A 21,316-nucleotide genomic window follows, 5' to 3' on the forward strand; every position below is an offset into this window, starting at 1 on the left:
AGCTCAAAGAGTACAAGCAAAAAAGGGAATATTTACAAAAATGTATAGAAATATCTGTAGATATAGTAGGTAAATTTGATAAAGATGGAAAGCTTATTTATATAAATGCAGAGAGATTAAAAAGTATATTAGGATGGAATATAAAAGAGTTAAAGGATCAAAGTCTATACAATATAATGGATATAAAAGATAGAGAAATTTTATATAAACAAATTCAAAATGGAAATGATTCAACTATACATATGGAAAGCAAGTTTATGTGTAAAAATGGAGAGTTTAAGTGGCTTGAGTGTAATATAAAGCAGTATAAAAATGAGAATTCTTTCTTCTTTACAGCTAGAGATATTACGCATAAAAAGGAATATCAAAAGAAGGAAAAATTATTAGAAGAAGCAGTGCAATTAGAATCGTTGAAAAATAGATTTTTCAATAATATATCTCATGAATTTAGAACTCCGATAAATATAATTTTAGGTACAGTTCAATTAATTGAAAAGTATAGACAAAATGAAAATTATACACTGGAATATTTGGATTATCATATTAATTTTATAAAGAAAAATTCTTATAGATTGTTGAGACTTGTACAAAATCTATTGGATTTAAGTCAGATAGAAAGTGAATACTACGATACTAATTTTGGAAACTATAATATAGTAAATATTGTTGAAGATATAACTATGTCAGTCGCTACATATTTGGAAAATAAAGACGTTCATTTAATTTTCGATACTGATTGTGAGGAACAAGTTATTTGCTGCGACCCTGAAAAAATAGAAAGGATTATTTTAAATCTGCTGTCTAATGCAATCAAGTACAATAAAGACAATAATGATATAGAAGTATGTATGTTTATTGACGATGATTTTGTAAAAATATATATAAAAGATCACGGAATAGGTATAGAAAAGGAAGAGTTAAAAACTATATTTGAAGAATTTAAAAAAGTAGATGATGGACTTACAAGACCTTGTGAAGGTAGTGGAATAGGATTATCTATTGTAAATGAATTTGTACGACTTCATAAAGGATATGTAAGTGTGGATAGTGAAGTAGGCGTAGGCTCCACTTTTGAAGTTACACTGCCAAATAGAGTTAATAGCTCGGATATCGAAAGTAGAAATTCTATATCGAGTGATAATATAATGAGGCAAAGTAAGATAGAGAGATGTAATATAGAGTTTTCTGATATTTACAATTAATAAATAGTTGGGAGGTATTTACGCCTCCTTGTTTTTTGTTCAAAATATAATGACTTCTTACGATATAAAAATATAGTATAATAAATATATTGATAACAATAATATAGTATAAGGAAAGGTAAAAATACAATGCAAAAATTATTTTATGAAGATTCGGAGATAAAAGATTTTACTTGTGAGGTAGAAAAAATTGAGGAAATAGATGGAAAATATCATGTCATTTTAGATAAAACTGCATTTTTCCCTGGTGGAGGGGGACAGCTGTGTGATTTAGGAGAGATAGAATCATGTGAGGTAGAGGACGTATATGAAAAAGACGGCGAGATATACCATGTCCTAAAATCAAAGCCAAATAAAATTCACAAAGTCAAATGTGCTTTAGATTGGAATAGAAGAGAATATTCAATGGTGCATCACCTTGCACAGCACGTCGTATCGGCTTTGTTTTTAGACGAGTTTAAGAGAAAAACTACTAGCTTTCATATGGGAGTTGAGGGAAGTTCTGTGGATATCGAGGGAAGTTTTTCTGATGATGAAATATGCAGGATTGAAAAAATGGCAAATGATATAATTTCAGAAAATATCGCCGTAGAATGTTTTAAAATAACTAAAAGAGAAGCTAAAAAGCTTAAAATAAAGGATGATTTTTCTAAAATCAATGGAGATGTTAGAATCGTAAAGGTAGGAGATTTGGACTTTAATTGCTGCTGTGGAGTTCATCCTAAATCGACTTTAAATTTAAAGGTAATAAAATTTAGAAAATGGGAAAAATACAAGGATTCAACTAGAATAGAGTATTTTGCAGGAAACAAAGCGATAGAGTATATAATAGATAGAGATAGATATCTTAGTAATATATGCAAATATTTAAGCTGCAGTGATCAAGAGGCTATCAAAGGAATAGAAAATATAAATAATAAGCTCAAAGATTGTATAAAAGAAAATAAAAAATTAAAAGAAGAGATAGCCGAATACGAAGTAAAAGATATAATTTCATCTGCAAAAGTAGTAAATGGAGTGTCTGTAATAAATAAAATATATACAGATAAGGACTCTAAGTATATATCTAAGGTGTCTAATAAGATAACAGAAGAAGACGATAGAGTAGTTTTATTTGCACTTGCAAATGGAGATAGAGCTAATTTGGTGTTTTCGTGTAGTAAAAATTTAAATAGCTTAGATATGAACCAATTGTTAAAAGATGCGATTAAATTAATCGATGGAAAAGGCGGAGGCAGTAAAACTAATGCACAAGGTGGAGGAAAAAATAATTCTAATCTAGAATCTCTTATGAATTATGCAATTATGAAATTAGAAAAAGAAATAATTTAGAAATATTATTTGATATTATATAAAATATTGAGTATAATTTAAGCTGTTGTGAAATCAGCATTATAGGTTTTTAAAATAAATATTTTTATTTGATAATGAAAGAGAGTATGGTAAATGAAAAAAGAATTATTTAATGGAAAAAGGTTGAAAATTGCCAGAGTATATAGAGGCAAAAGTGTAGACATTTTAGCTAAAGAAACAAATATAAACAAAAAAGATATCTTAGCCTTTGAGGATAATAAATATAAACCAACTTTAGAAAATGCATTGAAATTATCTAACATACTTTATTTTCCAAGAGAATATTTCTACAAAAATGAAACTACAAAGGTAGTGGTAGAGGACGTTCACTTCAATCCAAATTCTACTATACCTAGGATGGAAGAAATATCTTACAGAGAAAAATTAATTATGATTAGAAAATTATTTTTGTTCTTTGAAGAGTATATAGGATTTCCAGAGTTAGATCTTCCAGATAATTTAAATAAAAACGACAGTATGGAGATTATTTCAAAAAAAATTAGAGAGCATTGGAATTTATGGGATGAAGAAAAACCTACACCTTTAGATTTAGGCGATATTATGACTGCAAAGGGAGTAATAATCAGCTATATGAATGTAAATAGAAAAGGAGCAAGTCCTTTTACTCAAAGGCAATCTGTAGATTTAGATAAAAAATACGTGGTTTGTTTAGGTGAGGATAGAAATATAGCACCTCTTAGAAATCATGATTTAGCATGTGAACTAGGGTATATTGTAAGCGATATGTTGAATTTATCTCTAAAGAAATTTGATTGTGATGAATTTGCTAGCGAGTTTTTACTTCCAAAACAGGCATTTTTAAACAGCCTAGAGGATACAAATGAGTTAGAATTTTATATCAAGCTAAAAGCTAAATGGGCAGTTCCTGTGAGCTTACTTATTTATAGAGCTTATAGCTTAGGTGTTATAAGCTATAAGAAATACAATTATCTGCTAGACGAGTGGCAAAAAAGAGGATGGGATAAAAATGAGCCTTTAGATGACAAATTCAAATTACACGATTCATCTCTGCTTAAGATGGCGTATGAAGCGTTAATAGAAAATAATATAGTTAGCAATGCAACTTTAATCGATAAGCTATACGATAGAGGTATAATTTTATATCCTGAAGATTTAGAAATTTTAATGGATCTTAAACCAGATACATTGAAGTTGAAAAACAATAAAAACAATGTAAAAAAAGTAGATTTTAAAAGAAAAAAAGCATAAAAAATCCCCTGCTTCTTTGAGATGACCTCCAAGTGTTAGATTTCAGGTCTAACTTTTTGGGGGCGCTTCAAAATGGCGGGGGAGCTTTTTATTTATTTATTTTTCGATTAATTCGTATAAGTCGAGTCTTCTAGCAGACATTAGAGGAAGCTCTTTTCTAATTTTATCTACGTAATTTAAGTCTATTTCTACAATTTTGTAACCTTCCTTTTCATCCATCTTATATAAAATATCGCCCCAAGGAGATGCGACTATAGAGTTTGCATAAGAAACGTAGCATCCATTTACATCTCTGCTAGGAGCACATCCAATTGCATATACTTGATTATCTATAGCTCTAGATCTAAACATCAAGTCCCAATGAGCAGGACCTGTAGTCATATTAAATGCGGCAGGCACTATAATAGCTTTTGCTCCATTTTGAGCCATAAGTCTAGCTAATTCAGGAAATCTAAAATCGAAGCATATACAAAGACCTATCTTTCCAAATTCAGTATCAAATACAGTCACCTTATCTCCAGCTGTCAAAGTATCTGATTCTTTAAATGATTGACCGTTTTCTACGTCTATATCGAATAGATGTACTTTTCTGTGCTTGCCTATTTTTACTCCATTTCTGTCGAATACATAAGATGTATTGTAGACTAGATTCTTATCGTCTTTTTCTGGGATAGACCCTGCTACTAGATATACGTTGTTTTCCTTTGCTATATCTGAAAGCATTTTAAAAGATTTATCTCCTTCTAATTCTGCATAGATTGGAAAGTTTTCAGTTTTATAAGGTGTTGTAAACATCTCAGGAAGAACTGCTATATCACAACCCTCTTCAGCTACTTTTTTTACAAATTCACTTGCATTTTCTAAGTTTTTATATTTATTTTCCTCTACATGCATTTGGATTAATGCAATTTTAATTTTATTCATAAATAGCCCTCCATCAAATTTAAAAATAATTTATATTATTAGTTATTAATAAAATCTTATATAAGATTTTTTGAGCTGTCAAATATATAAATTTAAGCGGATTTAAAATAAAAATTTTCTTATAAAAAAATTTTTTTGAAAAATTTAGTTAAGGTATATATTTTGTGGGTAAAGTATAGTATAATAAAATAAACATATAAAATAACATACGAAGTAACATATAACATAAAGGGGGCTGTTATAATGAGTGTAACAAGTAGAATAGAAAAATTTAGACAAGATTACGTTAATACTAAACCACAAATAAGCTGTGAAAGAGCAAAAATATATACAGATTCATACAGAGAAACAGAAGGACAACCTATGTGCATAAGAAGTGCAAAGGCATATCTTGCAGCATGCGAAAAATTACCAATAACTATATTCGATGATGAAATAATAGTAGGTACAGCAGGTGAATTCAAAAGAACAGGTATACTTACTCCAGAATTTTCTTGGAAATGGGTAGACAAAGAAATGGATAAATTCTCTACTAGAGGACAAGACCCATACGAAATGACTGATGAACAAAGAGAATTTACTAGAAAAGAAATCTTCCCTTACTGGAAAGGTAAATCACTAGAAGAAATATACTTAAACAGACTACCAGAAGATACAGCAAAAATATTAATAGATACAGGAGTACTAGACAACGACTCAAAATGGAGACAAGCAGTTGGTGAAGTAACTCCAGACTACGAAGATATACTACTTCCAAAAGGATACAAAAAAATAAAAGAAGAAGCTTTAGCTAAAATAGAAGAATTAGATATAACTGTACCAGAAAATCTAGAAAAAATAGAATTCTACAAATCTATAGTTATAATATGCGATGGTATAATGACTTTCGCTAAGAGATATTCTGATTTAGCTTATGAAATGGCAGAAAAAGAAACTGATGAAAAGAGAAAAGCTGAACTTATAAAAATAGGAGATGTTTGTAAAAAAGTTCCAGCTAATCCACCAGAAAGCTTCTATGAAGCAATTCAATTTATATGGTTTGTACAAGTAGGTGGAATCATATGTGAAAATCCTCTATCTCTTAACCCAGGTAGATTTGACCAATATATGTATCCATACTACGAAAAAGATATAAAAGAAGGAAAATTAGATAGAGATGGGGCCCTAGAATTAATAGAAGCTCTATGGATAAAATATTCTGAATGGGTATGGACTATATCTGAAAATACAGCAGGATATTTTGCAGGATACAATCAATTCCAAAACTTAACAGTAGGTGGTAGAAAACGTGATGGGTCAGATGCTACTAACGATTTAACTTACTTATGCTTAGAAGCTACTAAAGATATAAAAACTCACCAACCAGGATTAAGTGTTAGAGTTCATCAAGGTGCACCAGACGACTTTATGATGGCAGTTTGTGATTTAGTTGCAGCAGGAACTGGATTCCCAGCAATACACAACGATGCTTGTGGTACTCAAATGATGCTTCAAAATGGGCTTACTCCAGAAGATGCTAGAGATTGGAATAACTGTGGTTGCGTAGTTCCTCACTTTAGAAAAGTAGGCGAATGGACAGCAACTGTAAATATAAACTTTGCAGCAGCACTTGAATACGCTATAAATCAAGGTAAAGCTAGAATGACTGGAGAACAAATGGGTCTAGAAGAAAAACCTGTAGAAGAATTTGTATCTTACAAAGAAGTAGAAGATGCTTTCTACAAACAATTTAAAAATTTAATAAAACATTCAATAGTAGGTTCTATAGTGGCTCAACAAGTTCATACAGAAGTTGTTCCAAGACCATACTTATCAATATGTGTTGATGGATGCTTCGAAAAAGGTAAAGACTTAAGTAAAGGTGGAGCAAAATACAATGTAGGACCAGTTCTTACAGGTATAGGTCTAGGTGTTGTAGCTAACTGCTTAGCTGTTATCAAAAAATTAGTATTCGAAGATAAAGCGACTACTCTAGCAGAATTAAATAAAGCTCTAAACGCTAACTGGGAAGGTTACGAAGAATTAAGAAAATTAGCATTAAGTGTTCCAAAATATGGTAACGACAATGATTATGTAGATAAAATAGCTGTAGAAGTATCTAACTTCTATTATCATGAAGTTAAACAATATAAAGATATATTTGGATCTCCATTTACTACTGCATTTATGGGTATATCAAACTATATACCAACTGGTAGAATAATAGGAGCAACTCCTGATGGTAGATATGCAGGTCAACCTATAACAGAAGGTGTATCTCCATATGCAGGAACTGATACAGAAACACCTTTAGCTGCTATGAAATCAGCTGCTAAAATACAACATGACTTCCACTCTGGAGGAACTTTACTTAATTTAAGATTTAGCCATGATTTAGTAAATACTCCAAGAGGACTTAGAAACTTAGCTTCTACAATACAATCATACTTTGCACTTGGAGCATTCCACGTACAATTTAATACAGTTTCTAATGAAATACTTAAAAAAGCACAAGAACATCCAGAAGACTATAAAGACTTACTAGTAAGAGTTGCAGGATATTCAACTCAATTCGTAAATCTATCAAAAGAAATGCAAGATGCTATAATGGCTAGAAATGCACATGAAAGCTTCTAATTAGGAGAGATAGATGTCAGTTAAGGGAAACGTAGTTAGAATTCAGCGTTTTTCAGTAAATGACGGAGATGGAATAAGAACCACTGTATTTTTAGAGGGTTGCCCTCTAAAATGCAGATGGTGTTCTAATCCAGATTCATGGTCAGGAATTGTAAAATTAGCTGTATCAAAAGATCGTTGTGTAGGATGTAAAAGATGTGTAAGTGTATGTCATAAGGGCATAACTTCTTTATTTGACAGAAAGCAAGTAAATGAAAAATGTGATTTATGTGGAGAGTGTATAAAAAGATGCACTCAAGATGCAATTAGCCAAATGACTAGAGAGATGACGACGGATGAAGTCGTAAAAGAAATAGAAAAAGACCTTATTTTCTTCTTATCTTCTGGAGGTGGGATAACATTTTCTGGGGGCGAACCTACTAATCAACTTGAATTTTTAAGAGAATTAGTATATTATTTTTATAAAAAGGGTATATATACTGCTATAGAAACTTGTGCATTATTTGATTTTGATAAATGTAAAGACGTTTTAGAAAAGCTAGATCACATATTTGTAGATATAAAAAATATGGATGACGAGAAGCACAGAGAATACACAGGTATTAGCAATAAAAAAATACTTGAAAATATCAAGAAGATGGCTACATTCAACAAAAGTATGGTGATTAGAGTTCCTGTAATACCAGGATTTAATGACAGCGTGGATAATATTAAAAAGACTGCAGAATTTGTTAAAGCAAATGTAAAAAATCCTAAAATGGAATTATTACCTTATCATATGTTAGGATTAGACAAATACAAGGCTTTAGGACTTTATGATTATATTCATGAGTTTGAAGTTCCAACTAAAGAAAAAATGACTTCTCTTGAAGAAGTAGTTAGAAACTGTGGAGTCGAGGTAGTTAGCTATAAGTAGTCATAAATTTAAAAGGCGAGGAGATTTATTTATGATGTCACAACTTCCAAAAGTGGGACAAAACTTAAGAAGATTGAGAAATGGTTTAGGGTTAAGTTTAGATGAAGCATCTAAGTTGACAGGTGTCAGCAAGGCTATGCTAGGACAAATTGAAAGAGGAGAATCAAGTCCGACAATATCTACATTATGGAAAATTTCATCTGGACTAAAGGTTAATTTTACATCTTTATTAGATGACAATCAAAATGAACTTGTTTTAGTGAAAAAAGAAGAGGTTGAAATTATTGAAGAAGAAAATGGACGTATGAGATTATATCCAATATTTCCATTTGACTCAAAAAGCGGTGTAGATGTATTTTTAATTGAATTAGATGAAGGATGTAAACATATTTCTGCTACACATAAAAATGTTTTAGAAGAAATGATTCTTGTAATAGAAGGAACTTTAACTGTTCAAATAGAAAAAGAGGTTTATGAATTAAAGGCTGGTCATAGTTTGAAGTTCGATGGAACTTTAAATCATATGTACAGAAATGATTCAAAAGGAAAAGCTGTATTTCATAATATTGAAATATATAAATAAGATAAAAAAGATTGACTGTTCGAATTGCAGTCAATCTTTTTTATCTTATTTATATAAGAATTTATTTTGCTTTAGGATTTGCTGTTTGATGTGGCTTAAAACAAAAATTTATGTTTTTAGGCATAGGCATAACTTCAACAAATGCACCTATATAAGCTGCTATAATAATAGCAAATAATGCTTTTATGGCGTTCATATTTTTTACTTCCTTTCATATTTCTTTTTACAATATAATATAATACCACATTTATAATATTTTTGTTACTTTTTGTAAAAAAATGTAAAAATATAACCATGATATTATAAAATTTATTTATAAATCTGTTTTAAAACTACTTAAAATAAATGTTTTCTTATGGTAAAATTAAAGTTGAAAAAATAATGATAGGGAGATTACAAAAATGAAAAAATTATTGATGCTTTTAGTTGTATCGATTGGAGTATTTTTATGTGGATGTGAGCTAGATATATCTGTAGAGCCTAGTTCAAGCGCTTCGAGTAGTTCTAGTGATGAAATTATTTTAGGTGAAAATGATATAGAGTCTAAAGAGGATATTGAACAAATCGATGAATCTGAGGAGCCTCTTGATTACGAAGGATTGAAGGAGAGCTTATCAAAAGGAGAAGTTCCAGATTATGTGTACAAAGTAACTATCGAAAGAGTAGTAGATGGAGATACAATGAAATTAAAACTAGAAAATGGTCAAAATATAAGAATTCGTACTCTATTGATAGATTGTCCAGAAGATACTAAAGAAAAAGACTATTTAGGAGACGTTGCTACAGCCTTTGCGAAGGATAAGCTTAAACAAGGTGATATTGCCTATGTAGAGACTGATGGACCGTTACAAGACGATTACGATAGATATTTAGGCTATTTATGGTATCAAGATGGCAATGAAATGAAAATGTATAATGCTGAAATATTGAGAGAGGGCTTAGCTAGAGTTGCCTATATAAAAGAGGGTGTGCGCCATTTAGATATGCTTTACGATGCTCAATATGAAGCTAAGGATCAAAAGTTAAATGTATGGTCAATCGATGGATATGTAACTAAATACGGATTTAATCAAGACTTAGTAGATTAGAAATATTTAAACTCGAGCTTATCGGCTCGAGTTTTTTAAAAAATAACCTTTAAATGGAATATATTTTCCTATACCATGTGAACTTATGATATAATTTATTATCATGAAAAATAATAGGAGGAGAATTAGTTGAAATTTAAAAAAAATTTAGGTGTATTAGTATTAATTTTAATAATTTGTTCTCTATTTATGCCTCTTTCTATTAATTATACTGGTCAAAGCAAGCTTTTTACTTCAAATAAATTAAGTAGGTATGTTTCACTATCTAGATTAGAACAAGTTTCAACTTCGAAACTTACTTATTACGTTAAATCTAAGGCTGGATTTCAACTTAAATACGAATTAGGCCTATACGAGGGTATAACTAATGGAGTAGTTGTCTGTGGAAATTATTTTAGAAATATTTTTGTAGGCACATTATTGGATTACTTAAATGGATTTAGTTTAAAAAGCTCAGAAATGAAGATAGTATGGTTGTTTTTTGGAATATTTTTAGAGGGATTAAAAAATATATTGTTTTCATCCTTGGAATTAATTGCGATAGTGCTAATATTGCTATTGCAATCGACAGTTTCATATACATATATACTATCTTATATGTTTACATTGTTGTTTATAGTAGGTATAGCATATGTTTTTAAAAAACAGTAGTTTTTAAAATATGGAGGGTTTTATATATGATTACAATAAGTCAAGCGATGTTAAAGGTGTCTGAATTAGACAGAATCTATAGAGATAAAATGTATACTATGATGAAGGCTGAAAATTTGATTCAAGAATATATCTTAGAATCTGATGGGAGTAGATTTGATTGTAATGAAGTAGTCGATTTTAACAGAGAATTTGAGTTGATAATAGAATTGGGAGAAGAGATTTCTCAGATAAAGACAAAAATATCTAAGGCAAATAATGAAAATTACATAGAAACAAAAAATGGGAAACTAAGTCTTCAAGGCGCTTTAAATAAAATAAAATACTTGAGAGATCAAGTCGAAAACTTCGAAGAAATTTTAGAACAGGTTAAGCCATCAAAAGAGAGAAAGGTAGATGCGGCTGCGACATCTGTGTATTATAAGGTCAGAGAGCCTAATTTCGATAAAAAAGAGCTTAAAAAATATTTAGAAGATAAAAACGAAGAAATTTTAGAACTCGAAATAGCTTTAAACAAGGCAAACAACGAGGTCTTAATAGATATCGATTAATAGAATTTTTTAATTCTTATTAATAAATATGTGTGTAATTTCTTTAAGCTATATGAAAAGTATTTAGGTCTATAACAATTCACAATTTAAATAATAATTACATCTAAATAATATATGTCTTTAATAACAAATTATAAATTAAAATTTAGTAAGATAGAGATTGATAAGCAATCTTAAAAATAATAAAAAATTGCACACATCGGGCACAATATGTAACTTGTTATATGTTGTGCCTTTAGTTGTGTATTAGAAGGGAGTATTTTATATGCAGGAAATAGATTTATTAAGAGAATGTAGGGATTTACTAGAAGAGGTAGATAAGCTTATCGGCCAAATGGGTAGCTTTGAAATGGATAAGACTGAATTTGAAGTAGATGAAGATAATAAGTTAATTGTAATTACAGTAAACGATTCTGATACAGATACATTTACTTATAAAAACGCATATGAGTTCTTATATGATTATATGTTAAATATGCATGCAGATAATATAGATTATTTGAGAGAGCAATACGAGGATATGTTCGATGATATGGATACAAACGATTGGATTATGAGAAGAGGATATATTGAATATATAAATTTGAGAATAAGAAAGATATATTCTAGACTTAAAGAGATAGCAGATCTATACTAAAAAAATGCCACCAGTTGGTGGCATTTTTTCATAGGTAAACTCTTAAGTCTTTTGCGAAATTTTCTTCTAGCTCTGATAAGTCGTTGCATAAGCTTTTAATCGATTCTAAGGCAGCTGGATATTGGTTCATATATCTGTGTATGGATTTTATTCCCATGTTACATCCGTCTGTCATCAAGTCGGCGATTTCCTTGTCATGCTCACCTTTAATAAGCTTAAAGTTTATTTTTAGATAGCTCATAGTTTTGGCAAGTGAGCTAGGCTGCTTTTCTGAGTCCCCGAACTCGTTTAACTTATCAGATATTTTATTTTGTAATTTTTTATGGTCTTTTAAATATTTTTCTAATATAGAGTATAGTTTTTTATTGTCAGTTTTGTCTATTACCTGATTTATCGAATCTATACCCATTTTGCAACCAGCATCGCATTCCTTTAATAATTTAATAGTATCTTCTGTAGGCATAATAGACTCCTTTAGTTGTTTTATAGTTATTATGCCCATAATAGATATTATTATTCTAAGCTTTGACCTTCTGAACCATTTTCAGAAGGAGCTTCAACTTCAGGCTCAGTTGGTTGTTCAGGCTCAGTTGGTTGTTCAGGCTCATTAGGCTCTTCAGGCTCATTAGGCTCTTCAGGCTCAGTTGGTTGTTCAGGTTCAGTCGGTTCTTCAGGTTTTGGCTGAGGTTTTGGTTTATTGTTGTTATTGTTATTATTATTATTATTGTTGTTATTATTATTGTTGTTGTTATTATTATCGTAGTTACTATCAGTATTATCATCGACACTGTTGTCTTCTTGTGTATCTATTTGTTCTTGATCATCGATTTGTTCTTCTGTAGTATCAGGTTCTGCTTGTTCTTCTTTTACAAAATCTTCAAAATACAGGTTTACAGAATCTACTATTTCGTTATTGTAAATTACTATTAATTTAGTGTTTCCTTCTTTAAGTCCTGTTATAGTACATTTTTTGCCGTCATTTGTAAAAGAGCAAATAGATGGATTTTCTATTTTAAAGCTCAATTTTGATAAATCGATTTTTTTTGAATTTTTGCTTTGGATTATTACGTTTAAATTAGTCTCTTGATTTATAGGTAAAATGTAATTTCCATTTTCTATTTTATATTCTGTTGTTATAGATACACCAGATAGAACAGGTTCTGCTTCTTTAGTAAAGTTTTTGAAAACAAAAAATCCTAAAGCACATATAACCAATATTGGAACTAATATAAAAACTATTTTCTTAAATATAGAGCTAGATTCATATTCATCATCTTCGTCGTCATAATCATAATCATCGTCGTATTCGTCGTCATCGAAATCATGATTTAAATAATATTTTGAATTACTTTTAACTTCTGTTTTATTGTCTTTTTTACTCATTTTGTCATCATCTTCTTTTTCTTCTATTTTATTTTTTTCTATTTTTTTATTTTTTGTTTCTATTTTTTTGTCTTCTTCATGTTCTTTTTTGGAAGAAGATAAAGTCTTTTCTTCAAAATGAAGTGGTTTTAAATTGTCGTCCTTTTTTTCTTCTTCGGAGTTATTTTTTTTGTCTAATTTAACCTTAGAATCACTTTTTAAATTGTTGTCTTCAACTTTTTTTATATAAAGATTTTTCTTAGGTTCTTCTTCACTTTTTTTAGTTATTTTAAAATCTAAATCAGATAGATTTTCATAATCGGGAATCTCATCTATCCAATTAAGTGCATATGAAAAACAATCTACTATATACAATGCTGCTTTTTCTGATATACCATTCTTTGTAAGTATAGTCTTTGCTCTTAGATAAGCAAAATTTTTATCTATATCTCTTTTATCGTAAGCATTTACTATTGCAGATACTGCGTTTTTTTCAATTGCATGCTCTACTAATTTAATTTCCTCATCTAGGCTTGGAATTAAATTTTTAAGAGTTACTATAAATTTTTGAGAATCTAAAAAAATATTTATACCGTAATTATCAAACATATATTTTAGAGCATAACTTAAGTTATTCTGCAAAGTTCTTTTTTTATCCATAACTGCCCCCTTTGATTTATTGATTTAATTTAAGTTTTACTAAATTTCATCATAATACTTTTTTTGCATTTAATCAATATTTTTATACTTTATTTTAGCAAATATTATAAAATAAAGTATAGAAATTTATGTATGTGTATGTTATATTTTATTGGTAATTAAATAAAAAAAGGAGTGTATTTATGGAAAAAAAGGGTTCAGTTTATGAATTAGATGGAAGAGTCGAATTAAAAAGAGCAATTCCTCTGGGGATACAACATGTTCTTGCGATGTTTTTAGGTAATATTTCTCCACTTATAATCGTATGTGGGTTATTGGAAATGGACGCAGGTTTAAAATCAATGCTTATACAAAATGCGATGTTTGTAGCAGGTTTAATTACATTAGTTCAATTATATCCAATAGGACCAGTAGGAGCTAGACTTCCTATAGTAATGGGTACAAGCTCAGGGTTTATAGGAACTGCAAAAGCAATAGGTGCACAATACGGTTATGGAGCAATATTAGGAGCTTCTTTAGTTGGGGCAGTATTAGAAATGGTTTTAGGATTTTTTATAAAGCCTCTTAAAAAATTATTCCCACCAATAGTTACAAGCTTAGTTATAATATCCATAGGTCTATCTCTATTGCCAGTTGGAATTAAATACTTCGGCGGTGGAGCAGGAGCTGAAGATTTTGGTTCTTTAAATCATTTATTAGTTGGGACAACAGTTATCATAGTAATATTGGTATTTAAACAATTTAAAGGATTTTTAAATGATTCATCTATATTAATAGGAATAATAGTTGGATATATACTAGCTATATGTCTAGGTATGGTGGATTTTACACAAGTAAAAGAAAGTGCATGGATATCTCTACCACATCCAATGGTAGTTCCTTTTGAGTTCAATATGCAGGCTATAATAGCTATGGGAATAATGTTTATAGCTACTACAGTAGAAACTGTCGGCGATATATCTGGTATCACAAATGGTGGTCTTGATAGAGAACCTACTGATAGAGAATTATCAGGTGGTGTTATGGCAGATGGTGTTGGTAGTTTAGTTGCCGCTGTATTCGGTGTTTTACCAAATACTTCTTTCAGCCAAAATGTAGGTCTTGTAACTGTTACTAAAATAGTAAATAGATTTGTCATAATGACAGGTGCTATATTCTTAATTTTATGTGGATTCTGTCCTAAATTAAGTGCATTATTTTCAGTTATGCCACAATCTGTTTTAGGTGGAGCAGCAGTTATAATGTTTGCTATGATTTTAGTAAGTGGTCTACAATCTCTATCTAGAGAAAAATTAGATGGAAGAAATGGTCTTATAGTAGCTTTAGCTATAGGTCTAGGAGTTGGAATAGGTAATGTACCTGAAGTTTTAGCACAATGTCCAGCTTGGGTATCAAATATATTTGCCCAAAATGGTATAATAATGACTTTCGTAATAGCTACAGTTTTAAATCTTATATTACCTAAAAATAAAGACGATCAAAAAGAAGAAGCTACAGCTTAAAAATAAATTAAAATATTTCAAAATAGTATAGAAGTAAGTGTATTATTTATGATAAAATAAGCTTAGTTTGATATAAATTAAAAAATAAATTATTTACATATTAGAGGGAAGGAGACCTTTGGCGCCCGAATGTGCCTCCTTTTCCCAAAAAGGAGACAAACGGTAAAGTTTGTCTTTTTTAATGTATAGGTAATAAATATATTAAATAGGAGGATTCGATGTTTACTATTAAAAAATACGTTGTTGCAGATAGCTTAGAGGAAGCTTATAAATTAAACCAAAGTAGAAAAGCAAATGTATTAGGCGGGCTTTTATGGATGAAAATGGGTAAAAAAACTATCCAAACAGCTATCGATTTATCTAATTTAGGACTTGATAAAATCGAAGAAAAAGAGGATTGCTTTGAAATTGGTGCTATGGTTACACTTAGAGATTTAGAAACTCATGAAGGGATTAATAAATATTTCAATGATGCTATAAAAAATTCAGTAAAGAGTATAGTTGGAGTCCAATTTAGAAATAGCGCTACTGTTGGAGGCAGTATTTTCTCTAGATTTGGATTTTCAGATCCTCTTACTTGCTTCTTAGCGTTAGATAGCTATGTAAAGCTTTATAAAGGCGGAATAATATCTATGAAGGAATTTGTAGATATGCCTTATGACAATGATATATTGGAAAAAGTTATAATTAAAAAGGACGGTAGAAAAATAGTCTATACTTCTCATAGAAATATATCTACTGATTTTCCTGTGCTTACTTGTGCAGTTGCAAAAGTAGATGGAAAATTCGAAGTCGCAGTTGGAGCTAGACCACAAAGGGCAGCCTTAGTACTTGATGAAGAAAATATTTTAAGTGAAAATCCAACTGCTGAGCAAATAAAAAAATTTGCCGACTATGTTGAAAGCAAGCTAGTATTTGGAAGCAATATGAGGGCTAGCAAGGAATTTAGAAGTCATTTATGCAAGGTTTTAGTTAGAAGATCTATAAATGAGATAGGAGGTATGTAGACTATGGAGATTAAATTTTGGTTAAATGGAAAATTAGTAAAAGACGATGTAGAGCCTGATACAGTTTTACTTGAATATGTCCGTAGTAAAGGATGTATGAGTGTCAAAAGAGGATGTGAAACTGCAAACTGCGGTCTATGTACAGTCTGGGTAGACAACAAGCCTGTGCTTTCATGTACAACTCTTGCAGTACAGGTAAACAATAAAAAGGTTACAACACTTGAAGGTGTTCAAGATAGAGCTAGAGATTTCGGTACATTTTTAGCTAAGGAGGGAGCTGAACAATGTGGTTATTGCTCTCCAGGATTTATAATGAATGTTTTAGCTATGGAGGATGAATTAGAAAATCCTACAGAGAGGGAAATAAAAGAATATCTAGCAGGAAACTTATGTAGATGTACAGGATATCAAGGGCAACTTAGAGCCATTAAAAAATATCTAGCTAGAAATAAGGAGGTATAGAGATGAAGTATGTAAATAAATCTGTTATGAAAAAAGACGCTATGGCTTTAGTTACAGGTAAGCCTGTATATACTGACGATATAGCGCCAAAGGATGCTCTTGTGGTAAAGGTACTTCGTTCGCCTCATGCCCACGCACTTATAAAAAACGTAAAAAAGGATGTAGCTCTTAAGGTTCCTGGAATAGAAGGAATATATACTTGGGAGGATGTTCCAAACACTAGATTTACTACTGCTGGACAAACTTATCCAGAGCTAAGTCCATACGATAGAAAAATTCTAGATAATAGAGTTAGATATGTAGGAGATGCAGTTGCAATAGTAGCAGGAGAAAACGAAAGATGTGTAGATAAGGCATTAAAAATGATAAAGGTAGATTATGAAGTATTAGAGCCTTTAATGGACTTTACAAAGGCATTAGATAATGACATAATAGTTCACCCTGAAGACGACTGGAGCGTTAAATTACCTGTAAGCCCTGATGTAAAGAGAAACTTAATATGCCACGATGTAATAGCAGAAGGCGATTTAGAAGCTGAATTTGAAAAATGCGATTATGTTATAGAAGAGACATTTTTAACTAAAGCAAACCAACAAACTATGATGGAGACTTTTAGAGCATATACATATAAGGATGCATTTGGAAGATTAGTATGTGTTGCATCTACACAGGTACCATTTCACGTTAGAAGAATACTATCTCATGCTTTAGATATACCTAAATCACAAATAAGAATAATAAAGCCTAGAATAGGTGGAGGATTTGGTGCAAAGCAAAGTGTCGTATGCGAAATATTCCCAGCATTTGTAACTTACAAAACTGGAAAGCCAGCTAAAATAGTGTACTCTCGTCAAGAAAGTACAGTAGCATCAAGCGGTAGACACCAAATGCAAATAACTGTAAAATTAGGTGCAGATAAAGAAGGAAATCTAAGAGCAGCGTCACTTTACACATTGTCAAATGCAGGGGCGTTTGGAGACCACACACCTACTACCATAACTTTAACAGGACATAAGTCTCTACCACTTTATACAAGCAATATAAAGGCGTTTAAATTTGAATTTGACGGTGTATATTCAAATACTATACCTACAGGTGCATATAGAGGATACGGAGCTACACAAGGTGTATACGCGCTAGAGGTTACAATGGATAAGCTAGCATTAAAAATGAACATGGATCCAGTAAAATTAAAAGAAAAAAATCTTATAAAGCAAGGCGATTACATGCCAGCATACCACGGAGAAACTGCAAATTCATGTACTCTTGATAAATGTGTAGATAAAGTTAAAAAAATGATAAATTGGTATGAAAAATACCCATGTAAGGAAGTTTCTGATAACAAAGTAAGATCAGTAGGTCTAGCTGTTGCAATGCAGGGTTCTGCTATAAGCTTTGTAGATGTAGCTAGTGTTAGAATATCTGTAAATGACGATGGCTTCTATTCAATGATGGTAGGTGCTACAGATATGGGTACAGGCTGCGATACAATACTAGCTCAAATGGCAGCTGAATGTCTTGATACTGATATAGACAATATAACAGTTTATGGAGTCGATACAGATATATCTCCGTACGATTCAGGCTCTTACGCATCTAGTACGACTTATTTAACAGGAAAGGCTACTATAAAAACTTGTGAAATGCTTAGAGAGCAAATAATAGCTGCAGGTGCTGAGATGCTAGAATTAAATCCTGAAGATGTAGATTTCGATGGACAAAAGGTTTACTCTATAGTTTCAGAAAAAGAAATATCTCTAAAGGACATAGCAAACAACGTTATGTGCTATAGCAACCATACTTTAACAGCTTCAGCTAAGGAAAAAACACCTATTTCACCACCACCATATATGGCAGCAGCAGTTGAAATAGAATTAGATAAAGAGACAGGACACATAGATATACTAGATTACGTCGCATGTGTAGACTGCGGAACAGTAATAAATCCAGCTCTTGCAACTATACAAACTGAAGGAGGTATAGTTCAAGGTATAGGTATGGCTTTATATGAAGATATAAAATACGATAAAAACGGAAGAATGATAAACGACTCATTTATGCAATATAAAATACCTACAAGACTTGATATGGGTAACCTGAGAGTAGGATTTGAAAGTAGCTATGAGCCAACAGGACCATTTGGAGCTAAATCAATAGGAGAATTAGTTATAAATACTCCATCTCCAGCCCTATGTCAAGCTATATACAATGCGACAGGTATTTGGTTTAATGAGCTTCCTATGACTAGTGAAAAGATAGCTATGGGAATACTAGAAAAAGAACTAGAAAACAAATAAGATTTTTTAGCTATTGAAAAGAGGTAATTATGTTAAGTGTAATAGTTTTGGCTTCTGGAAATAGTAAGAGATTTAAAGGAAATAAATTATTGTATGAAATAGACGACAAGCCTATGTATTTGCGCACAGTGGAAAAATTAATAAATTTAAAAGAAAAGTGTAAAAATATAGGAGAGATAATATTTGTAACAAAGTACCAAAAAATAATAAATGATTTAAAAAACAGAGATATAAAGGTAATTGAAAATAAAAACAGTGAATTTGGAATATCCCAGTCTATAAAGCTGGGAGTTTCAAATTCCAATAATGACTGTTATATGTTTACAGTCTGTGATCAGCCTTATATAAGAGAAGATACTATAGAAAATTTTATAGAAGGATTTATAAAAAGTGGAAAAAATCTAGGATGTGTAAGTAGCGACGGTCTTCTTTTGAATCCAACTATTTTCACGAAAAAATATAAAGATGATTTGATGAGATTAGAAGGCGATAAGGGCGGCAAGAAGATAATTTTAAAAAATTTAGAGGATTTGTTTGTATTTGAGGTTTGTGATCATTATGAATTAATAGATATAGATTACAAAGAGCAGTTGGAGGATTGATTTGTAGATGAAAATTTATTCTTATAAAGACGATCAAATAATAGAAAATAACAGTTTAATAGAAGCCCTAGAAATAGATATACAAAAAGACAGGGTTGTGACAATAGTAGGTGCCGGTGGGAAGACAACTACAATGTTTAGATTGGGAGAGGAGATATCTAATCTAAACAAAAGGACTATTATAACTACAACTACACATATGGCATTAGAGAAGGACTTTGTTTTAGTAGAGGATGACGAGGATTTAAAGAAAATTGAGGAAATTTTTGAAACTAGGAATTTAATCAAAATAGGCAAAAAAGAAGGCGATTATAATATAAAGGACTTAGACTTTGATTTATTAGAAAAAGATATTTGTAATTATAAGATAAAGAGCTTAGATTTTGATTTACTAGAAAAAGCTATTTCTATTTGCGATAATGTATTAATAGAAGGAGATGGATCTAAGAGACTTCCTCTCAAAGTACCTAGAGAAAATGAACCGGTGATAATTAAAAATACAAATTTGGTGATTGGAATTATAGGAATCGATTGCATAGATAAAAAAATAAAGGATATATGCCATAGACCAAAATCAGTGGCAAATTTTTTAAAAAAAAGCATTGAGCAAAATATAGAATGTGAAGATATAGTAAAAATAGCTACAAGTCAAACAGGACTTAAAAAAAATGTAAACTGTAAATATAAAGTAGTACTAAACAAAGTGGATAGTAAGAAGTATTTAGAAAGATGTAAAAAAATAGCGAGTTTATGTCAAAATTTTGATGTAGACATTGTTTTTACGAGTTATAAAAGATAATTTAATAGAGATTGAAAGGAAAATAATTATGGATAATATAGTCGTAGTTCGTGGAGCGGGAGATTTGGCAACAGGAGTTATTCATAAATTAAATAGATGCAACATAAAGGTAATAGCGCTTGAAACAAGTCATCCCACTGCTATAAGAAGAACTGTATCGTTTTGTAATGCAGTATTTGAAGGTGAGATGGAGGTAGAAGGCGTCAAGTGCAAATTGACAGATAATATAGACGATATGCATTCTCTTTTGGAAAATGGATATGTCCCGCTTTTTATAGATGAAGGCTGCGAAATCTTAAAGCAAATAAAGCCAGTAGCTTTGATAGATGCAATAATAGCTAAAAAAAATATCGGTACGAAAATAGACATGGCTCTAGTTACAATAGCGTTAGGACCTGGATTTGAGGCTGGAAGGGACGTAGACGCTGTAATAGAGACAAAGAGAGGACATGATTTAGGAAGGATTATATACGAGGGATTTGCCCAAAAAGATACTGGCATTCCTGGAAATATAAAAGGATACTCAAAGGAGAGGGTAATTCATTCTCCAGCAGAAGGAATCATAAATAATATAAGTAAAATTGGCGATTATGTAGAAAAAGATCAAGTAATAGCCAGAGTAAATGGACAAGAAGTATATGCAACATTAGATGGAATTTTAAGAGGAATAATTTACGATAAGTCATATGTCAAAAAAGGTCTTAAAATAGCAGATATAGACCCTAGAAAAGAAGAGCTACAAAATTGCTATAAAATATCAGATAAAGCTAGATGTATAGCAGGAGGTGCTTTAGAAGCGCTTATAAGTATGTGCTGTAAAAAAGGCATAAGCTTATGGAAATAATAAATCTTGACTATTCCAATCAAAAATATA

At 30.7% G+C, this 21,316-nt stretch carries 21 protein-coding genes; 17 read left to right on the forward strand and 4 right to left on the reverse strand.

The window, feature by feature from the left end:
* From SPD90_RS14645 to SPD90_RS14655, 3 genes are all read left to right on the forward strand, one after another.
* A partial coding sequence (locus SPD90_RS14645; protein WP_320925729.1) for a PAS domain-containing sensor histidine kinase occupies positions 1-1,202 on the forward strand: 1,202 nt, incomplete at its 5' end.
* A 129-nt stretch (positions 1,203-1,331) separates the two neighbouring features.
* Entirely contained in the window at positions 1,332-2,534 is a 1,203-nt protein-coding gene (locus tag SPD90_RS14650; protein ID WP_320925730.1) for an alanyl-tRNA editing protein, read from the forward strand.
* Positions 2,535-2,648: 114 nt separating this feature from the next.
* Positions 2,649-3,785, forward strand: a complete 1,137-nt coding sequence (locus SPD90_RS14655; protein ID WP_320925731.1) for an XRE family transcriptional regulator — start codon at positions 2,649-2,651, stop codon at positions 3,783-3,785.
* 96 nt (positions 3,786-3,881) lie between these two features.
* On the opposite strand, the gene SPD90_RS14660 is transcribed toward SPD90_RS14655, so the two are convergent.
* Positions 3,882-4,709, reverse strand: a complete 828-nt coding sequence (locus SPD90_RS14660) for a carbon-nitrogen hydrolase family protein (RefSeq protein WP_320925732.1) — start codon at positions 4,707-4,709, stop codon at positions 3,882-3,884.
* 243 nt (positions 4,710-4,952) lie between these two features.
* On the opposite strand from SPD90_RS14660, the gene SPD90_RS14665 reads away from it, so the two are divergent.
* Genes SPD90_RS14665 through SPD90_RS14675 form a run of 3 tightly spaced genes read left to right on the forward strand, consistent with a single transcriptional unit; the run spans position 4,953 to position 8,824 of the window.
* Positions 4,953-7,325, forward strand: coding sequence for a glycyl radical protein (locus tag SPD90_RS14665; RefSeq protein WP_320925733.1), 2,373 nt, complete (start codon positions 4,953-4,955; stop codon positions 7,323-7,325).
* A gap of 13 nt (positions 7,326-7,338) precedes the next feature.
* Positions 7,339-8,241 (forward strand): glycyl-radical enzyme activating protein, encoded by a 903-nt coding sequence (locus SPD90_RS14670; protein ID WP_320925734.1) that lies wholly within the window; start codon positions 7,339-7,341, stop codon positions 8,239-8,241.
* Between the two features lie 31 nt (positions 8,242-8,272).
* A complete protein-coding gene (locus SPD90_RS14675) occupies positions 8,273-8,824 on the forward strand; it encodes a helix-turn-helix domain-containing protein (protein ID WP_320925735.1) in 552 nt (183 codons plus the stop codon).
* Positions 8,825-8,885: 61 nt separating this feature from the next.
* Here the strand turns inward: SPD90_RS14675 and SPD90_RS14680 are convergent, their stop codons facing one another.
* A complete protein-coding gene (locus tag SPD90_RS14680) occupies positions 8,886-9,020 on the reverse strand; it encodes a hypothetical protein (protein WP_320625711.1) in 135 nt (44 codons plus the stop codon).
* Between the two features lie 205 nt (positions 9,021-9,225).
* Here SPD90_RS14680 and SPD90_RS14685 point away from each other — a divergent pair, with 205 nt between their 5' ends.
* From SPD90_RS14685 to SPD90_RS14700, 4 genes are all read left to right on the forward strand, one after another.
* Positions 9,226-9,912 (forward strand): thermonuclease family protein, encoded by a 687-nt coding sequence (locus tag SPD90_RS14685; protein WP_320925736.1) that lies wholly within the window; start codon positions 9,226-9,228, stop codon positions 9,910-9,912.
* Positions 9,913-10,041: 129 nt separating this feature from the next.
* Positions 10,042-10,563, forward strand: coding sequence for a hypothetical protein (locus SPD90_RS14690; protein WP_320925737.1), 522 nt, complete (start codon positions 10,042-10,044; stop codon positions 10,561-10,563).
* A gap of 26 nt (positions 10,564-10,589) precedes the next feature.
* Positions 10,590-11,114, forward strand: coding sequence for a hypothetical protein (locus tag SPD90_RS14695; RefSeq protein WP_320925738.1), 525 nt, complete (start codon positions 10,590-10,592; stop codon positions 11,112-11,114).
* 265 nt (positions 11,115-11,379) lie between these two features.
* Positions 11,380-11,751 carry a hypothetical protein gene (locus tag SPD90_RS14700; RefSeq protein ID WP_320625893.1) on the forward strand — a complete coding sequence of 124 codons (372 nt, stop codon included), beginning with the start codon at positions 11,380-11,382 and terminating at the stop codon, positions 11,749-11,751.
* Between the two features lie 28 nt (positions 11,752-11,779).
* Here the strand turns inward: SPD90_RS14700 and SPD90_RS14705 are convergent, their stop codons facing one another.
* Together SPD90_RS14705 and SPD90_RS14710 are read right to left on the reverse strand one after the other, a co-directional pair.
* Complete coding sequence (locus tag SPD90_RS14705; protein WP_320625894.1) at positions 11,780-12,214, reverse strand: DUF2383 domain-containing protein; 435 nt, start codon at positions 12,212-12,214, stop codon at positions 11,780-11,782.
* Between the two features lie 50 nt (positions 12,215-12,264).
* The gene (locus tag SPD90_RS14710; protein ID WP_320925739.1) at positions 12,265-13,773 is read right to left on the reverse strand and encodes a hypothetical protein; all 1,509 of its coding nucleotides are present in this window, start codon (positions 13,771-13,773) and stop codon (positions 12,265-12,267) included.
* Positions 13,774-13,955: 182 nt separating this feature from the next.
* On the opposite strand from SPD90_RS14710, the gene SPD90_RS14715 reads away from it, so the two are divergent.
* The 7 genes from SPD90_RS14715 (at position 13,956) to yqeB (ending at position 21,286) form a co-directional block, all read left to right on the forward strand.
* The gene (locus SPD90_RS14715) at positions 13,956-15,275 is read left to right on the forward strand and encodes a uracil-xanthine permease family protein (protein WP_320925740.1); all 1,320 of its coding nucleotides are present in this window, start codon (positions 13,956-13,958) and stop codon (positions 15,273-15,275) included.
* A gap of 218 nt (positions 15,276-15,493) precedes the next feature.
* A complete protein-coding gene (locus SPD90_RS14720; RefSeq protein ID WP_320625889.1) occupies positions 15,494-16,282 on the forward strand; it encodes an FAD binding domain-containing protein in 789 nt (262 codons plus the stop codon).
* 3 nt (positions 16,283-16,285) lie between these two features.
* Entirely contained in the window at positions 16,286-16,744 is a 459-nt protein-coding gene (locus SPD90_RS14725) for a (2Fe-2S)-binding protein (protein ID WP_320625890.1), read from the forward strand.
* Between the two features lie 2 nt (positions 16,745-16,746).
* Positions 16,747-19,041, forward strand: a complete 2,295-nt coding sequence (locus SPD90_RS14730; protein WP_320925741.1) for a xanthine dehydrogenase family protein molybdopterin-binding subunit — start codon at positions 16,747-16,749, stop codon at positions 19,039-19,041.
* Between the two features lie 29 nt (positions 19,042-19,070).
* Positions 19,071-19,643, forward strand: coding sequence for a nucleotidyltransferase family protein (locus SPD90_RS14735; protein WP_320925742.1), 573 nt, complete (start codon positions 19,071-19,073; stop codon positions 19,641-19,643).
* A 7-nt stretch (positions 19,644-19,650) separates the two neighbouring features.
* A complete protein-coding gene (gene yqeC, locus SPD90_RS14740; RefSeq protein WP_320925743.1) occupies positions 19,651-20,442 on the forward strand; it encodes a selenium cofactor biosynthesis protein YqeC in 792 nt (263 codons plus the stop codon).
* 28 nt (positions 20,443-20,470) lie between these two features.
* The gene (gene yqeB / locus SPD90_RS14745) at positions 20,471-21,286 is read left to right on the forward strand and encodes a selenium-dependent molybdenum cofactor biosynthesis protein YqeB (protein ID WP_320626268.1); all 816 of its coding nucleotides are present in this window, start codon (positions 20,471-20,473) and stop codon (positions 21,284-21,286) included.
* The last annotated feature ends 30 nt before the right edge of the window (positions 21,287-21,316 follow it).

Origin of the sequence: Intestinibacter sp., assembly GCF_034113885.1 — a bacterium.
GTDB lineage: Bacteria > Bacillota > Clostridia > Peptostreptococcales > Peptostreptococcaceae > Intestinibacter.

Coding starts and splice junctions, on each gene's coding strand:
- SPD90_RS14665 (WP_320925733.1), top strand. CDS start 4,953: ATGAGTGTAACAAGTAGAATAGAAAAATTTAGACAAGATTACGTTAAT.
- SPD90_RS14675 (WP_320925735.1), top strand. CDS start 8,273: ATGATGTCACAACTTCCAAAAGTGGGACAAAACTTAAGAAGATTGAGA.
- SPD90_RS14650 (WP_320925730.1), top strand. CDS start 1,332: ATGCAAAAATTATTTTATGAAGATTCGGAGATAAAAGATTTTACTTGT.
- SPD90_RS14685 (WP_320925736.1), top strand. CDS start 9,226: ATGAAAAAATTATTGATGCTTTTAGTTGTATCGATTGGAGTATTTTTA.
- SPD90_RS14735 (WP_320925742.1), top strand. CDS start 19,071: ATGTTAAGTGTAATAGTTTTGGCTTCTGGAAATAGTAAGAGATTTAAA.
- yqeB (WP_320626268.1), top strand. CDS start 20,471: ATGGATAATATAGTCGTAGTTCGTGGAGCGGGAGATTTGGCAACAGGA.
- SPD90_RS14710 (WP_320925739.1), bottom strand. CDS start 13,773: ATGGATAAAAAAAGAACTTTGCAGAATAACTTAAGTTATGCTCTAAAA.
- SPD90_RS14680 (WP_320625711.1), bottom strand. CDS start 9,020: ATGAACGCCATAAAAGCATTATTTGCTATTATTATAGCAGCTTATATA.
- yqeC (WP_320925743.1), top strand. CDS start 19,651: ATGAAAATTTATTCTTATAAAGACGATCAAATAATAGAAAATAACAGT.
- SPD90_RS14670 (WP_320925734.1), top strand. CDS start 7,339: ATGTCAGTTAAGGGAAACGTAGTTAGAATTCAGCGTTTTTCAGTAAAT.
- SPD90_RS14715 (WP_320925740.1), top strand. CDS start 13,956: ATGGAAAAAAAGGGTTCAGTTTATGAATTAGATGGAAGAGTCGAATTA.
- SPD90_RS14660 (WP_320925732.1), bottom strand. CDS start 4,709: ATGAATAAAATTAAAATTGCATTAATCCAAATGCATGTAGAGGAAAAT.
- SPD90_RS14705 (WP_320625894.1), bottom strand. CDS start 12,214: ATGCCTACAGAAGATACTATTAAATTATTAAAGGAATGCGATGCTGGT.
- SPD90_RS14725 (WP_320625890.1), top strand. CDS start 16,286: ATGGAGATTAAATTTTGGTTAAATGGAAAATTAGTAAAAGACGATGTA.
- SPD90_RS14720 (WP_320625889.1), top strand. CDS start 15,494: ATGTTTACTATTAAAAAATACGTTGTTGCAGATAGCTTAGAGGAAGCT.
- SPD90_RS14730 (WP_320925741.1), top strand. CDS start 16,747: ATGAAGTATGTAAATAAATCTGTTATGAAAAAAGACGCTATGGCTTTA.
- SPD90_RS14695 (WP_320925738.1), top strand. CDS start 10,590: ATGATTACAATAAGTCAAGCGATGTTAAAGGTGTCTGAATTAGACAGA.
- SPD90_RS14655 (WP_320925731.1), top strand. CDS start 2,649: ATGAAAAAAGAATTATTTAATGGAAAAAGGTTGAAAATTGCCAGAGTA.
- SPD90_RS14700 (WP_320625893.1), top strand. CDS start 11,380: ATGCAGGAAATAGATTTATTAAGAGAATGTAGGGATTTACTAGAAGAG.